Source organism: Acetobacter fabarum, from assembly GCF_040702925.2.
Classification (GTDB): domain Bacteria; phylum Pseudomonadota; class Alphaproteobacteria; order Acetobacterales; family Acetobacteraceae; genus Acetobacter; species Acetobacter fabarum_B.
This window is the reverse complement of record NZ_JBFCXX020000033.1, coordinates 1-14,771: the sequence shown is the minus strand read 5'-3', so window position 1 is coordinate 14,771 and position 14,771 is coordinate 1. Positions and strand designations below refer to the sequence as shown.

Annotated in this window: 12 protein-coding genes; 10 read left to right on the top strand and 2 right to left on the bottom strand. The window is 57.1% G+C overall.

From position 1 onward, the window contains the following. The first annotated feature begins 417 nt into the window (after positions 1 to 417). The 9 genes from AB2L51_RS14310 to AB2L51_RS14270 all read left to right on the top strand — a co-directional run bounded on the left by AB2L51_RS14310 (position 418) and on the right by AB2L51_RS14270 (position 11,294). Positions 418 to 1,401, top strand: coding sequence for an ABC transporter substrate-binding protein (locus AB2L51_RS14310; RefSeq protein ID WP_395582969.1), 984 nt, complete (start codon positions 418 to 420; stop codon positions 1,399 to 1,401). Between the two features lie 22 nt (positions 1,402 to 1,423). After that, complete coding sequence (locus AB2L51_RS14305; RefSeq protein WP_395582968.1) at positions 1,424 to 2,386, top strand: ABC transporter permease; 963 nt, start codon at positions 1,424 to 1,426, stop codon at positions 2,384 to 2,386. Next, entirely contained in the window at positions 2,386 to 3,306 is a 921-nt protein-coding gene (locus tag AB2L51_RS14300) for an ABC transporter ATP-binding protein (RefSeq protein ID WP_395582967.1), read from the top strand. The genes AB2L51_RS14305 and AB2L51_RS14300 overlap by 1 nt, the downstream gene beginning before the upstream one ends. Before the next feature lie 11 nt (positions 3,307 to 3,317). Then, the gene (gene nikR / locus AB2L51_RS14295; protein WP_395582966.1) at positions 3,318 to 3,788 is read left to right on the top strand and encodes a nickel-responsive transcriptional regulator NikR; all 471 of its coding nucleotides are present in this window, start codon (positions 3,318 to 3,320) and stop codon (positions 3,786 to 3,788) included. Positions 3,789 to 3,827: 39 nt separating this feature from the next. After that, positions 3,828 to 4,631 carry an urea amidolyase associated protein UAAP1 gene (locus AB2L51_RS14290; protein ID WP_395582965.1) on the top strand — a complete coding sequence of 268 codons (804 nt, stop codon included), beginning with the start codon at positions 3,828 to 3,830 and terminating at the stop codon, positions 4,629 to 4,631. Between the two features lie 16 nt (positions 4,632 to 4,647). Beyond that, positions 4,648 to 5,292 (top strand): urea amidolyase associated protein UAAP2, encoded by a 645-nt coding sequence (locus AB2L51_RS14285; protein ID WP_395582964.1) that lies wholly within the window; start codon positions 4,648 to 4,650, stop codon positions 5,290 to 5,292. 18 nt (positions 5,293 to 5,310) lie between these two features. After that, the gene (locus AB2L51_RS14280) at positions 5,311 to 8,850 is read left to right on the top strand and encodes a 5-oxoprolinase/urea amidolyase family protein (RefSeq protein WP_395582963.1); all 3,540 of its coding nucleotides are present in this window, start codon (positions 5,311 to 5,313) and stop codon (positions 8,848 to 8,850) included. Positions 8,851 to 8,894: 44 nt separating this feature from the next. Then, positions 8,895 to 10,691 carry an allophanate hydrolase gene (atzF, locus tag AB2L51_RS14275; RefSeq protein WP_395582962.1) on the top strand — a complete coding sequence of 599 codons (1,797 nt, stop codon included), beginning with the start codon at positions 8,895 to 8,897 and terminating at the stop codon, positions 10,689 to 10,691. Between the two features lie 213 nt (positions 10,692 to 10,904). Next, a complete protein-coding gene (locus AB2L51_RS14270) occupies positions 10,905 to 11,294 on the top strand; it encodes a tautomerase family protein (protein ID WP_395582961.1) in 390 nt (129 codons plus the stop codon). A gap of 86 nt (positions 11,295 to 11,380) precedes the next feature. Here AB2L51_RS14270 and AB2L51_RS14265 read toward each other — a convergent pair whose 3' ends face one another. Continuing rightward, positions 11,381 to 11,908, bottom strand: a complete 528-nt coding sequence (locus AB2L51_RS14265; protein ID WP_395582960.1) for a hypothetical protein — start codon at positions 11,906 to 11,908, stop codon at positions 11,381 to 11,383. 143 nt (positions 11,909 to 12,051) lie between these two features. After that, on the bottom strand, positions 12,052 to 13,113 hold the full coding sequence (gene trhO / locus AB2L51_RS14260; RefSeq protein ID WP_395582959.1) for an oxygen-dependent tRNA uridine(34) hydroxylase TrhO: 1,062 nt from the start codon (positions 13,111 to 13,113) through the stop codon (positions 12,052 to 12,054). A 732-nt stretch (positions 13,114 to 13,845) separates the two neighbouring features. Here trhO and AB2L51_RS14255 point away from each other — a divergent pair. Beyond that, the gene (locus AB2L51_RS14255; protein ID WP_400922493.1) at positions 13,846 to 14,496 is read left to right on the top strand and encodes an energy transducer TonB; all 651 of its coding nucleotides are present in this window, start codon (positions 13,846 to 13,848) and stop codon (positions 14,494 to 14,496) included. Positions 14,497 to 14,771: the final 275 nt, after the last annotated feature.

Genomic DNA, 14,771 nt, shown 5'->3' with positions numbered 1-14,771 from the left:
GACTGTGCCTGAAATAGCATCTGGCTGGGTCAATTCCTGATGAAAAACCCGGGTCAGTTCTCAGTGAAAATCAACAAGGAGATGTTCAGGAGAGTGGATATAACGCGCCACCCTCTGCCGCAGGCAAGGCGGCGCAACGCAGCCAGTGACGCAATGTGGGAGGCATGGCGGGAGGCATGGCGCACAGCCGGGCCGCACGGGATATGCGGGAATGAAAAGCGTTCACGGGCAGGCGTTCTGTAAGAACTCCGTACGGGCTACATGCCGTTTTACGGTGTTCTCTCGGGATGTATGCAGGCTGGCTGCTGCTTTCAGTTAGTTCTGATGTGAGAACATTTTTTGATTGCAACGAATGGGCGTTTGTGGTGAGTATCAGTAATACGGTTTTTGCAATTAGTATTACTGGAGTCCTCCCCCATGCGCTTCCCATCGCTTTTTCGCAAAGGCCTGCTTGCCAGTGTTTGTGCCGCGGTCTCTCTTTCCTCAGCGTCTGCCGCGTCGTTGAAGATTGGCTATAGTGACTGGCCGGGTTGGGTTGCGTGGCAGGTTGCCATCGATAAAGACTGGCTGAAGGAGGCGCAGGTTGATGCCGACTTCCAGTGGTTTGACTACAGTGCCTCGCTCGACGCATTTGCAGCGCATAAGCTGGATGCTGTCATGGCAACCAATGGGGATGCGCTGGTAACCGGTGCCAATGGCCACAAGGGGGAAATGATCCTTGTGACGGATTATTCCGATGGGAATGATATGGTCGTGGCGCAGCCCGGTATTCAGGACATGCAGGGTCTCAAGGGTAAATCCGTTGCGGTGGAAGAAGGGCTGGTGGACCACCTGCTTCTGCTCAAGGGGCTGGAAAAATCGGGCATGAATGAAAAAGACGTCAAGCTCGTGAATACAAAAACCAACGAAACACCGCAGGTTCTGGCCTCGGGGCAGGTTGCGGCCATTGCGGCATGGCAGCCTAACTCCGGTCAGGCGTTGCATGCGGTGCCCGGAGCGCGGCCGGTGTTTACCTCGCATGAAGTGCCGGGCCTGATTTACGATACCATTGCGGTCGATCCGCAGTCCCTGCACGACAATCATGACCAGTGGCAGCGTCTGGTTGGGGTGTGGGACCGTGTTGTCACCTATATTCATGACCCCAAAACACAGCCGGATGCCCTGCGTATTATGGCGGCGCGTACGGGTGTGACCCCGGAGGCTTACAAGCGCTTCCTCAAAGGCACGCATCTGCTAAGCCTTGCTGATGGAAAAGGCGTTTTTGTAAAAAAGGAAGGGCTTGGCTCTTTGTACGGATCGACCGAAGTTTCGGATGCCTTTAATGTTCAGCAGGGTGTTTACAAATCACCCCAGAACATTGACAGTTATATTGATCCGTCCTTTACGGCATCTGTGAAGTAACGGCAAAGGGCAGGAGCACATTATGCAGGGCTTCCTTGCCTCATGGAGGCTATATGGCCGGACAGACCGGATGTTGCGGAATATATTCGGTATTCTGGCGGTGCTCCTGCCTTTGCTTCTCTGGAGCGCGGTTAGTTATCTGCCTTTTATCTGGCATCCTCAGGTTCTGATTACCGACCCCGGGGGGGAGGAGTATCTGGAAACGGGGATGCGGATGAACCGTGCGGATTTTGCACGCGCGGTCACGGAAATGCAGGAGCAGCACCAGCCTGTTCCGCAGGGTATTCCAAGTAACCCTGTTTACCTGCCATCTCCGGGGGATGTGCTGAGCGCGTTTGTGCATGCCTTTACGTCTTCTGCCCCGGTTGGGGCCGAACATTCCATTACGCAGGCTTTTGCGCACAGTATCCGGATTATCTTCTGGGGGTTTGTTATTTCTTCCGTCATGGGTGTGCCTCTGGGCATTATGTGCGGCTCCATTCCGGCTGTTGCGCGGCTTGTTGAACCCTCGGTCGATTTTTTCCGCTACCTGCCAGCTCCGGCGTTTGGAGCACTCGCAGTTGCCATTCTGGGCATTTATGATGCCCCCAAGATTGCCATTATTGTTATAGGGACCCTGTTCCAGCAAATACTTGTTATTGCCAATACGACGCGCAAACTCGATTTTTCTCTGGTAGAGGCATCCCGCACTCTGGGTGCAAAAGGTCTGCGGCTGCTTTTTCGGGTGGTTATTCCGGGTATTCTGCCTGACCTGTACAGGGACCAGCGTATTCTGCTTGGCTGGGCCTGGACCTATCTGATTGTGGCAGAGCTGATTGGCACATCGTCGGGGATTACCTGGTTTATTACACAGCAGGCCCGTTACCAGCATTTTGACAACGTTTTTGCCGCCATGGCGCTGATCGGCATTGTCGGGCTGGGCACGGATATGGTCCTTGGCGTTGTTGGCCGCAAACTGTTTACGTGGAAAAGGGAGAATGGCTGATGGCTGACCATGTAGAGCATACGCTCCCTGATTACCGCATTCTGCCGCCAGATGTGGCCGCACGTATGGAGCAGCTCAAAAAGCGCGACTATGTTCTGGAAATTGACCGTGTTACCAAGGTTTTTACACAAAAGCGTAACCGGACCGTAGCTCTGGATTCCATAGAATTTGGTGTGCACCGGCGTGAACTGGTGTGTGTGGTTGGGCCATCGGGGTGTGGTAAATCCACCCTGATCCGTATTCTCGCCGGGCTGGAGGATGCTACTGAAGGGCGTATTCTCATGGACGGCAAGCCGGTCCGTGGTCCGGGGTCTGACCGGGGTATGGTCTTTCAGAAATACACGCTGTTCCCCTGGCTGGATGTCTGCCGCAACGTCATGTTCGGGATTGAGATGGGTGGTGTGGACCGGCTGGAAGCTCAGCGGCAGGCCATGCAGTGGCTCCAGATGATCGGGCTGGAACAGTTTGCTACCGCGTATCCGCACCAGCTTTCTGGTGGAATGCAGCAGCGTGTTGCCATTGCACGTGCCCTTGCCGCATCTCCCCGTGTGCTGCTGATGGATGAATCCTTTAGTGCGCTGGATGCCCAGACACGCACAAAAATGCAGAACTACCTGATGGAGATCTGGCGCAAGATCGACATTACCATAGTCTTTATCACGCATGATCTGGACGAGGCCATTTATCTGGCTGACCGTATTCTGGTGCTTAAACCCCACCCCGGGCAGGTGGAGGACGTGATTGAAGTACCGCTCTCCCGCCCCCGTCGTGCGGAACAGATGACATCGGCCGAGTTTCTGGCAACAAAGGCGCATCTGGAGGGGCTGATCCGCTCCTTTGGCACATCGGATGACATGGAGGAGGAGGAGGTAACAATTGATCTGCCGCTTCTCACCCTTGTAACAGACCAGGTCGAGTAGGGAATACAAGCATGAGTAGCAAGGAACAGATCAGCCGCGTCAGTATTTCCCTGTCGCCAGGCCTTCTGCATGAGCTTGACGCCATGGTGGCGGAAAAAGGCTATGCCAGCCGCTCCCAGGCGATCCAGAACATTCTGCATCAGGAGCTTATGGCGTGCCGACAGGAAAACGGCGATGAGCTGATGGCCGGTGTGATTATTCTTTTTTACAATAATGCCGCCACCAACCTGCAACAGAAACTTGCAGAGCTGCAATATGAAAACCTTGCAGAGGTTATCAGCTCACTGCACGTCAACCTCATTCGCAGGCAGACACTGGAAGTGCTGCTTGTTCAGGGTAAGGTTAAAAAACTGCAGGATATAGCCAATCAGTTTATCACGCAGCCCGGTGTTATTTCCGGACGCCTGCACCTGATTGCCTCCCTGATCCCTCCCGTTCATGAAAAAGGGCGGGAACTTACACTTGATATGGAAGCGTCCTGAACGCGCATTGCCATTCTTGCCTGAATACAGGAGATTTTCATGCAAATAGACCAGCAAACCCCAGATTGGTACCGGGCCCGCTACAACCAGCTCCGGGATCAGGCGCTCCAGTCCGAAAATACGGCACGCCCCGCTGTGGTGCCGATTGAAATGACTGAAGCCAGTGTTCTGCACCGTGAAACCATACCCGGCGGGTGGTACTGGAGCACATTTGTGCCGCGTGGGCAGGCACTGCGCCTGATCAACACATCCGGCAACAATGGTGTGTCGGTCATGTTGTGGAATGCGGATGACCTGAGCGAGCGCTACAATGCGGGCGATACCATAAAACTGCAATGGACCACCTGCCTGACCACAGGGCGCGTTCTGTTTTCTGATATGGGGCGTGTGCTGGCATCCGTTATTGGCGATAGCTGCGGGTTTAGCGATACGCTGGTTGGCGGGAGCACACCGCAGAGCAACCAGCGCAATTTTGGGTCTGCCGGTTTGCGCAATACCCGCAACAACCTGCGCCTGACTGCGGGAAAATACGGTATGGCGCAGCATGATGTGGCCTCCTGTATTACGTTTTTCTCCCATATCAGCACGCAGGCCGACGGCAGCTTCAAATGGGTGGAAGGCGATGTGCACCCCGGCGCGCATGTGGACCTGCGGGCAGAAATGAACCTGCTTGTTGCAGTCTCCAACTGTCCGCACCCTCTGGCCCCGGATGCCAGTTTTGCACCGGCCTCTGTTGAGGCCGTGCGCTGGCAGGCTCCTGCCCCGGCGGCGGATGATCTGTGCCGGACATTCAGTGAAGAAGCACGGCGCGGGTTTGATAACACAGATATTCTCTTTGCCTGATCAGGGAGCCAGATTTATGTCAGAACATGATCTCAGCAAGATTTTTTCCAATATTGTTCTTGATCATCATGTGGCCGCGCGCACTCCGTGGTCGGGTCTTGTGCGCAAAGGGCAGGTTATCCGGATTATTGACCTGAAAAGCCAGCAGGCTGTGGATGCCCTTTTTTACAATGCCCATGCCTACCATGAGCGCTACAGTGCGCAGGATACGCTGCTTAATCAGGGCTCGGCCTATATTGGCAAGGGGACTGGGCTGTATTCCAACGAAGGCAATGTGCTCATGACCGTGGTGGATGACACCTGCGGACGGCACGACACGCTGGCCGGGGCCTGTAGCTGTGAATCCAACACGGTGCGTTTTGGGCATGAGACCAAGTACATGCATTCGTGCCGCGAAAACTTCCTGCTGGAAGTTGAAAAATACGGCATGAGCAAGCGCGACATTGTCAATAACGTCAATTTTTTCATGAATGTGCCAGTTCTGCAAAATGGTGAACTGGTGATTGATGATGGCCTGTCCGACCCCGGCGGGTATGTGGACCTGCGCGCGGAAATGGACACGCTTGTGGTTATTTCCAACTGTCCGCAGGTCAACAACCCCTGCAACGGTTTTGTGCCGACCCCCATCCGCGTCGTTATCGGCGACCCTGTTTCCATCTGACCGTTCGGACTGCCTGCCATGTTCACAAAGGTTCTTATTGCCAACCGCGGAGAAATCGTGCGCCGTGTCGGCCGGACACTCAAACGGATGGGTATTGCCTCCGTTGCCGTGTGCTCCGAGGCAGACCGGTTTACGCCACCGGTGCTGGAGGCCGATGAATCCATTCTGATCGGGCCTGCCGCGGTAAGCGACAGCTATCTGAACATGGATGCCATTTTGCAGGCATGCGCCACCACAGGTGCGCAGGCAGTCCATCCCGGTTACGGCTTTTTGAGCGAACGGGCCGAATTTGCGGAAAAACTGGCAGCTCAGGGCATACGCTTCATGGGGCCACGGCCCGAGCATATGCGGGCTTTTGGCCTTAAACATACCGCGCGTGATCTGGCGAAACAGAACAATGTGCCGCTTCTGCCGGGCACGGATATTCTGGGCAGTGTGGAAGAGGCACTGGAGGCCGCCGCTGGCATTGGATATCCGGTTATGCTCAAAAGCACGGCGGGGGGGGGCGGCATTGGCATGCAGATCTGCCATAACGAGGCCGAACTGCGTGACTGCTTTGCCGCTGTCTCGCGCATGGGTGGGAACAATTTTGGCGATGCGCGTGTGTTTTTGGAAAAATTCATTGTCTGCGCGCGGCATGTGGAAGTGCAGATTTTTGGTGATGGCCGCGGGAACATTCTCACACTAGGTGAGCGCGACTGCTCCCTCCAGCGTCGCAACCAGAAAGTGATTGAGGAAACCCCAGCCCCGGGCCTGTCCGAAGCAACACGCGTGGGTCTGCGGAACGCGGCACGGGCCTTGTGTGCGGCGGTTGCGTATGAGTCCGCTGGCACGGTGGAGTTTATTTACGATACGGAAAGTGGCGCATTCTATTTCCTTGAGGTCAACACAAGGCTTCAGGTTGAACACTGCGTTACGGAAGAAATTTTCGGGATTGATCTGGTCGAGTGGATGGTCAGGCAGGCCGATGGCACTCTGGTTCTGCCAGCGCAGGAAAGTCTGGTGCCCAGAGGGGCTGCCGTAGAAGCGCGAATTTATGCCGAGAACGCAGCCGAGAATTTTCGCCCCTCCACCGGGCGGCTGACAGAGGTCAGCTTTGCACCGGGTGTGCGCGTGGATGGCTGGATAGAAACCGGGACCGAAGTCACCCCGTACTATGACCCGATGCTGGCCAAGATTATTGCCCGAGGTGCCACGCGGGAGGAGGCTTTTGCCAACCTGCATGCCGCGCTGACGACAAGCCGGATCAGCGGACTGGAAAGTAATCTGGATTATCTGCGCGCGGTTACGGCGGATGATGCCGTGCGTGCGGGGAATGTTTTTACAGGACTGCTCAACGGTTTTGCCTATACACCCGCTACGGTGGAAGTGATCGCACCGGGCCTTCAGTCCACGGTGCAGGACTGGCCGGGTCGCGTGGGATACTGGGATGTGGGGGTTCCCCCCAGTGGCCCGATGGATGACCGGAACTTCCGTCTGGCCAACCAGATTGTGGGGAATGCGCAGGGTGTGCCAGCACTGGAGTTTACGGCTACTGGTCCGGTGCTGCGCTTTAACACGGCCGCTGTGATCGGCCTGTCTGGCGCGTTCATGCCCGCAACGCTGGACGGTGTGGAGGTACCTTACTGGGAGCCGGTTACGGTGCAGGCGGGGCAGGTTCTGGCTCTGGGGCAGATCAGGGGGGCAGGGCACCGCACATATCTTGCCGTGCGTGGGGGCATTGATGCTCCACTTTACCTTGGGTCCAGTGCCACGTTCATGCTGGGGCAGTTTGGTGGGCATGCAACCGGACAACTCCGCACGGGGGATGTGCTGCGTCTGGCCAAACCTGTGGCCAATACGGCTGCCCCAGTGGCCATTGCTCCACAGGACCAGCCTGAGCTGACCCGTACATGGACCCTCGGGGTCATGTACGGCCCACATGGTGCGCCTGATTTCTTCCTGAATGAAGATATCGAAACCCTGTTTTCCAGTGAATACGAAGTACACTTCAACAGCGCGCGTACTGGTGTACGCCTGATCGGCCCCAAACCACGCTGGGCCAGAACAGATGGGGGGGAAGCCGGGCTGCATCCTTCCAACATTCACGATAACGCATATGCCATTGGGGCCATCGACTTTACCGGGGATATGCCCATCCTGCTTGGGCCGGATGGGCCAAGTCTGGGCGGTTTTGTGTGCCCCGCAGTGCTGACCAGCGATGAACTGTGGAAAATGGGGCAACTGCATCCGGGGGACAAGGTGCGTTTCCAGCGCATACAGCCCAAGCCGATCAGTGTATCCTTCCTACCCGAACCCATTGCGGGGGATAGCCCCATCCTGTTCCGTTCGGAAGGGGAGATCCCGGTTGTGTACCGCCGTGCGGGGGATTGTTACCTTCTGCTCGAATTTGGTCCGCCGGAACTCGATATTGCCCTGCGCCTGCGTGTGCAGCTTGTGCTGGAGCGGCTCAAGGCCGCAGCAGTAGAAGGGATTGTGGACCTTACTCCGGGTATTCGTTCGCTTCAGGTCCATTACAATCCGCAGGTGCTCCCCCTGCCGGTATTGCTGGAACGGCTGCATGGGATTGAGCAGGCCCTGCCTTCTGGCGAGGATGATATTGTTGTGCCCAGCCGCATCGTTTACCTTCCCGTTTCGTGGGATGACGAGCAGGCCCGACTGGCCATGCAGCGGTATCAGGAACTGGTGCGCCCCAATGCGCCGTGGTGCCCGTCCAATATCGAGTTTATCCGCCGGATTAATGGTCTTGCTTCCATAGAGGCGGTCAAGGAGATCATTTTTAATGCGTCCTACCTCGTCATGGGGTTGGGGGATGTGTATCTGGGTGCACCTGTGGCCACACCCATTGACCCGCGGCACAGGCTGGTCACAACCAAATACAACCCCGCACGCACATGGACCCCGGATAATGTTGTGGGCATTGGTGGTAGTTACATGTGCATTTACGGTATGGAAGGGCCGGGGGGCTACCAGCTTTTTGGCCGCACGACCCAGGTCTGGAATACATGGCGCACAACAGATGTGTTCCATGAAAAGACACCGTGGCTCCTGCGGTTTTTTGACCAGATACGTTTCTACCCCGTCTCGCACGATGAGCTGATGGAGGCACGTGCTGCCTTCCCCTACGGTCGTTTTTCCGTCAGGATTGAGGAAACGCAGTTCAGCCTCTCGGAATACCGGGCTTTTCTGGAGGCCAACAAGTCCGAGATCGCTCAGGCCTGCGCCCGCCAGCAGGCTGCCTTCGAGGCCGAACGTCAGGACTGGATTGCAAAAGGCCTTGATACGTTCGAGGAGGAAGCAAACACCACACAGGCTGATGAATCCATTCTGCCCGAAGGGCATATGGGCGTGGACAGCCCTGTACCGGGTAGTGTGTGGCAGCTCAGGGTTGCTGTGGGGGACCACGTAAAGGCAGGAGATGCCGTTGCGATTATTGAATCCATGAAAACGGAAATGAAGATCTTCTCCCCCGCAACCGGTGTGGTGAAAGACATTCTGTGCCGCAAAGGCCGTGAGGTGCGTGGAGGTGAGCGGATTATGGTGGTCTGCACGGACTAACCTCCACCCACACACGCCAGAACCTGTAGGCAAGGACAAACATTATGACATTTCCAGATATGTTGCAGATTGACCATCTCCTGACTGCCTGCCGGAACGGGGCACTCACCCCGACTGATATTGTCAGAGAGGTTCTGGCGCGTGTGCATGCCTATGCTTCCGTGGATGCGGCGGTGTGGATCAACCTTGTGCCTGCGGAGCACCTGCTGGCCAGAGCGGCAGAGCTGGAAAAACGACCGGGCGCGGACCTGCCGCTTTATGGCGTGCCCTTTGCGGTTAAAGACAATATCGATGTTGCTGGTCTGCCAACAACCGCGGCCTGCCCGGCTTTTGCCTATGACGCCACGGAAAGTGCCGAAGTTGTCCGTCGGCTGGAAGCCGCGGGGGCTATTGTTATTGGCAAGACCAATCTGGACCAGTTTGCAACAGGGCTGGTTGGCATGCGCTCCCCCTATGGGCAGCCTCATTGCGTGTTCAGTGCGAAGCATGTGTCCGGTGGTTCAAGTTCCGGCTCTGCCGTGGCGGTTGCCGCGGGGCTGGTGTCATTCGCACTGGGGACCGATACGGCGGGCTCAGGGCGTGTGCCTGCGGCGTTTAACAACATTGTGGGGCTTAAGCCCTCCCGCGGGGTGCTCAGCACGACAGGTCTTGTACCTGCGTGTGAATCTCTGGACTGTATTTCCGTCTTTGCGGCTTCGGCGGCAGATGCGTGGCGGGTTGAGCAGCTTGCCATGGCACCGGACGCCCATGCGCCGTACTCACGCGCCATGGTGCCACGCAGGTTGGCGGTGGAGACGTTCCGCTTTGGTGTCCTGCGGCAGAAAGATCGTTTTTTTGATGGTTGCACCGCCAATGCAGCGCTCTATGACCGCGCCATCCGCCAGCTTGTGGAACTGGGGGGCATTGCGGTTGAACTGGATTTTGCGCCGTTAAAGGAAACAGCCGAACTGCTCTACAGTGGTCCGTTTGTTGTGGAGCGCCTGGCCGCCATTACAGACTTCTACCACGCACATCGTGCGGATATGGACCCAACGGTTGGTGCTATCATGGACGGCGCTACCCGTTATTGCGCAACCGATGTGTTTAAAGGGATTTACCGCCAGCACCTGCTTAAACAGGTGGCGGATCGGATGTGGGCGGATTTTGATGTCATGCTGCTCCCCACCGCTCCGCGGCTTGTCAGCCGGGAGGAGGTCATTGCACAACCGGTTGCCGCCAACAGCATGCTTGGAACCTACACCAACTTTGTCAATCTGCTGGATATGGCCGCCTGTGCCGTGCCTGCAGGGTTTGGGCCGGATGGCCTGCCATTTGGGGTAACCTTTATTGGCCCTGCCTTTAGCGACCATGACCTTGCAGCTCTTGCCGGGCGCTTCCATGCGGCGGCGCATAATACCAGCGGGGTGTTCCGCAATGCGGTTCTGCCGCTGGTGGACAATGCCCCTGTGCCAGCACCGGGGCATGTGCTGCTGGCTGTTGTTGGCGCGCATCTCAAAGGTTTTCCGCTCCACTGGCAACTGGAGAAGGAACACGCAATTCTGCGTGCCACAACCCGTACGGCACCTGACTACCGCCTTTTCGCACTGCCGGATGCCTCTCCCCCCAAACCCGGACTGGTGCGGGAAAAAGGCTTTGTTGGTCCCGGTCTGGAGGTGGAGGTTTACGAACTGGATGCCGCAGGTTTTGGCCGCTTTGTTGCCGCTCTGCCGCAACCCATGGCTATTGGTAAAATATCGCTGGCAGATGGGAGCGAGGTCTGCGGATTTTTGTGCAGCGAGGCTGTTGCACGGAGCGGTAAGGAGATTACCGCCAGTGGTGGGTGGCGTTACGCAAAGCTCTGAATCCTATTTTTTGGGGAACTGGTTTAAAAATTAAAGGATTTTGCAGCATGCAGAGTTTCTGTGTGCTGCAAACGCGGTTGCCTGCAAAGCTGGTCCCTATGAGTGGATTGGGCAGAAAGGCAAGGGCATGGTGTTGTGTGTGCCTGAACGTACCTGAAACCATTGGCTGGAAAATTCGTTTTATAATCAGTCAGGTCAACGCAGGGGTATCGCATGCCGCTTCTTCATTTCCACGTCATTAAAGGGCGGAAACCTGAAGCCCTTCGTGCATTGCTGGACACGGCGCATGAGGCCATGCTGGAAGCATTCAAGGTACCCGCGCGCGACCGCTATCAGATTGTCTCCGAGCATGAGCGGGATCATATGGTCATCGAGGATACCGGGCTGGGTATCCCCCGGACCGATCAGGTCGTGCTGTTGCAAATGACCTCGCACCCTCGTTCCAGAGAGCAGATAACCGCATTTTACAAGCTGCTGGCCGAACGGCTGCACGAACGCTGTGGTCTGGCCCCATCGGACCTTGTGGTGTCCATTGTGCAGAATGCAGATGAGCACTGGAGCTTCGGGCTGGGGCGCGCCCAGTTTGTAACGGGCGAACTGTAGGCCCAGACCCTGCCGACGTGTGCCCACCTGTGGGGGCACGTCAGTTTACATTGTCGTTTCTGGGAGTGCTCTGGCCTGCACAGGCTCTAGGGGTTGTCCCACCCGGAGCGGAATGTCGGGCTAATGGCAAATTGTGGTTCAATCCTGTCCATGTGCCGGTGTGCGTCAAAACAGCCGAGTGCGAATTCTATCGTGCCGTCACATTGCCGGGCATGCTGGCCAGCTACGGCGTTCAGCCAGTAGAGGGCTCCCTTGCGGCGTTCTCCATATTGCCCGCTCAGCCAGCGGTTCCACTGCCTGCGTGCAGTCTGCCCAGCTTTATAGGAGGCTGCATTACGGTCCATTTGGGGGGAGGGGGCTGATTGCGCCATAAGAATATTGTCAGGTGGCGGCGGGGAACCCGCCAGAATACGCAGGCCGAGTGTAACGGTAATGACCGCAACCAGACTGACCAGACAGCCACGGATTATACGCGTTTCCCGCTGTTGAGGGGTTGGGGGCACGCTAATGGCAGCCAGCGCTCTGTTGGCTTTTTTCTCACAGCGCGCGCAACAGTATGGGGCATGGACAGTATTGCGGATGTCCCGCTCGCACCATGCGCAATGTGTGTTCATCCATGTCCCCGGCAAAGCGTGCCGCCTGTGTAATGGAAGCTGCTTCCGCGCGCCTGATATAGATCAGGGGTTCACGGGTTGGCTAGCCTTTTTGCCGATCCATGAACTCTGTTCAGCGGTGTGGAAGTGTATGCCCCCTGTGTTTAATCGCGCAGGCGGTCCAGAACTTTCTGGCGCAGGGTCTGCTGGCGCTCGAGTTCCTCCTCACGCAGTCTGCGCTTGCGCGCACGCTCCTGTGCCATGTTCATGCCCAGATGGGTTTCCCCCCTCTCGGCTGCCAGCCGGGTCTGGCGTTCACGCTCGGCATGGCGGGCGCGGTTATGCGCGCTCTGCGTGCCATGGCAATGTGGGCAACTCACGCCTGCCTCATACTGGGCAGAGGCTTTGTCCTGGGGGGAGAGGGGGGCGCGGCAGGCGTGGCATAGTTCCAGATTACCCGGTTTCAGGCCGTGTCCCACGGTCACGCGCTGGTCAAATACAAAGCATTCACCACGCCACAGGCTTTCTTCCTGCGGAATGGTTTCCAGGTATTTGAGAATACCACCTTCAAGGTGATAAACCTCATCCAGCCCTTCCGACTTGGCAAAGGCGGTGGATTTTTCGCAGCGAATCCCCCCTGTGCAGAACATGGCAACGCGGGGTTTGCGGCCCTGTGCTTCCATCTGGTCGCGCTTCTGGCGGAACCATTCGGGGAACTCCCGAAACGTCTTTATTTTGGGGTCCACAGCACCTTCAAATGTACCCACGGCCACTTCGTAATCATTGCGGGTGTCGATCAGAATGGTATCGGGGTGCTGGAGCAGGGCGTTCCAGTCCCTGGGGGCAACATAGGTGCCAACAATGTGGTTGGGGTCGGTCCCTTCTATCCCCATGGTGACAATTTCTTTTTTCAGGCGGACCTTCATGCGCAGGAATGGCATGGATGGTGCGCGGGAGAACTTGACCACAATATCCGCGCAGCCGGGTAACTGGCGAATATGGGCCAGAACGGCCTCTATGCCTGCATCACTGCCCGCTATGGTGCCGTTAATGCCTTCCCCCGCCAGCAGAAGAATACCTTTTACGCCGTTTGTCTCGCACGCCTGCAACAGCGGGCCGCGCAGGCCCGCCGGGTCTTCAAACCCTGTAAAGCGATAAAGAGCCGCCACGCAGATGGGCAGATCAGCGGAGGTGTTGGTAACAGGCGGGACAGAACTGGCGGTCACGGTATGTTCCTTGCAGGCATGTAAGGCGGTCCGGCCCTGCCAGTACATCCTGCTGGTGGAATGCAGCAGATCGCCTGACAGGCTGGCTCCTGCTTTAGCTGCCCACTTCCCTACCCGACAAGTGTTTTTAACCGCCTGTTCTGCCCGTCTGCGGGGGCTGCCAGATGCCTCAATCTATCTTTTTCGTAGGATTGAACAGATTCGAAGAGGAATATGCCGTTATCGGGCAGGATTCAATACATAACGGATGCGGAATGATGTTGACAGCGGCTGAACCCTGTCTTTATTCTGGAAATGTAATGAGTGGTTTATACCTTTCGCTTTGAACCGTTTTTCATAACGGGAATAGGTGTTTTTGCTAAGGAAGGGCAGCAGCATCGCGTGGTTTGCACTCTCTGTTCAGTTCCATTCCGGGAGCGCGGAAAGTGCGGGTTCTGGCTTTTGTTAACCTCTGGCATGTCATGGAATACATGGCCTCTGAAGGATGTGTGCTTATGAAAAAGACTTCTCTATGCTCGGCTTTTTTGTTTTATGGCACTCGCTTCTGTTCACGTGCGGGGGGTCTCTCATTGTCCATGGTTCAGCAAGCCGGGTGTATGGCCGCGCAAGGCGCTGCTCCGGCCCACCGCGTCGGGGAATGGGTAAAGGAACATACCCCCCTCTTTGCTGGTTCATAAGTAAACAAGAAAGGCAGATCATGCTTGTGGCTGGTTATGATAAAGAAGAACTGACATGACAAATGAGCTTGAACAGCAAAAGAAGAAAGCTCAGCGGTATGATCTGGAGGTCGGTACTGCTGTTATAGCTGGCGCTTTTATTGTTGTTCTTTTCCTGCACATTCTTGGCATATGGGGACTGATCTCCGGGATGGGCAAAGGCGACAGCCCGCCCCCTCCTGCCAGGCCGCCCATTCAGACGCGCGTTCTGCCGCCGCCCCCTCCTCCTCCGCCGCCGTTCATTCCGCCGCCAAAGATCGAGGTGCCTCCGCCGCCCAAGCCGCCGATGAAGCATGTGAGCCGCACACCGCCCAAGCAGCCCGCGGCGCCGCCAACACAGACCGCCAAGGCTCCCCCCGCGGACACGCCGCCCAATGACTCGCCCGATACAACGGCAGGCACATCGCCGCTGAACAATGTGCGCCCCGTCTATCCGCCAGAAATGGAGGAAGACAATGTTGAAGGCCGCGTAACCGTGGTGTGCGATGTGGAAACAACGGGCATGACCAGCAACTGCCGCGTGCAGTCGGTAACCGGTGGTCAGGCGTTTGCACAGGCCGCGCTGGATTACGTGCACAAGGCCCGCTACCGGCCCGCAAGCCGCAATGGTGTGCCCGTGCGGGAAGTGAACAAGACCTATGTCATCCGCTTCCGTCTGGATGACTGACACCGACTAACGGTCCGGCCCTGTGCCGGACCCTCTGGATAACACAGCAACACGGACCCGCCCGGTCCGCTCCGGCAGGGGAACAGGACCGGGCCTTTGAATGAGGATCTTGAGTAACATGAGCAGACTGCCCCGTTCTTTTGTGTCAGGTCTTGCCGCTCCGGCCCTTGCGCTGCTGATGAGCACGGCAGCCCCCGTCGCCGCCTTTGCGCAGGAGGCCGCCGCCCCCGCCGCCCCGACGGCTCCGGCTGCTCCCGCGGCCACGACCCCCGCAG

Coding starts and splice junctions, on each gene's coding strand:
- AB2L51_RS14290 (WP_395582965.1), top strand. CDS start 3,828: ATGCAAATAGACCAGCAAACCCCAGATTGGTACCGGGCCCGCTACAAC.
- AB2L51_RS14305 (WP_395582968.1), top strand. CDS start 1,424: ATGCAGGGCTTCCTTGCCTCATGGAGGCTATATGGCCGGACAGACCGG.
- AB2L51_RS14265 (WP_395582960.1), bottom strand. CDS start 11,908: ATGAACACACATTGCGCATGGTGCGAGCGGGACATCCGCAATACTGTC.
- nikR (WP_395582966.1), top strand. CDS start 3,318: ATGAGTAGCAAGGAACAGATCAGCCGCGTCAGTATTTCCCTGTCGCCA.
- AB2L51_RS14255 (WP_400922493.1), top strand. CDS start 13,846: ATGACAAATGAGCTTGAACAGCAAAAGAAGAAAGCTCAGCGGTATGAT.
- AB2L51_RS14285 (WP_395582964.1), top strand. CDS start 4,648: ATGTCAGAACATGATCTCAGCAAGATTTTTTCCAATATTGTTCTTGAT.
- AB2L51_RS14280 (WP_395582963.1), top strand. CDS start 5,311: ATGTTCACAAAGGTTCTTATTGCCAACCGCGGAGAAATCGTGCGCCGT.
- AB2L51_RS14270 (WP_395582961.1), top strand. CDS start 10,905: ATGCCGCTTCTTCATTTCCACGTCATTAAAGGGCGGAAACCTGAAGCC.
- AB2L51_RS14310 (WP_395582969.1), top strand. CDS start 418: ATGCGCTTCCCATCGCTTTTTCGCAAAGGCCTGCTTGCCAGTGTTTGT.
- atzF (WP_395582962.1), top strand. CDS start 8,895: ATGACATTTCCAGATATGTTGCAGATTGACCATCTCCTGACTGCCTGC.
- AB2L51_RS14300 (WP_395582967.1), top strand. CDS start 2,386: ATGGCTGACCATGTAGAGCATACGCTCCCTGATTACCGCATTCTGCCG.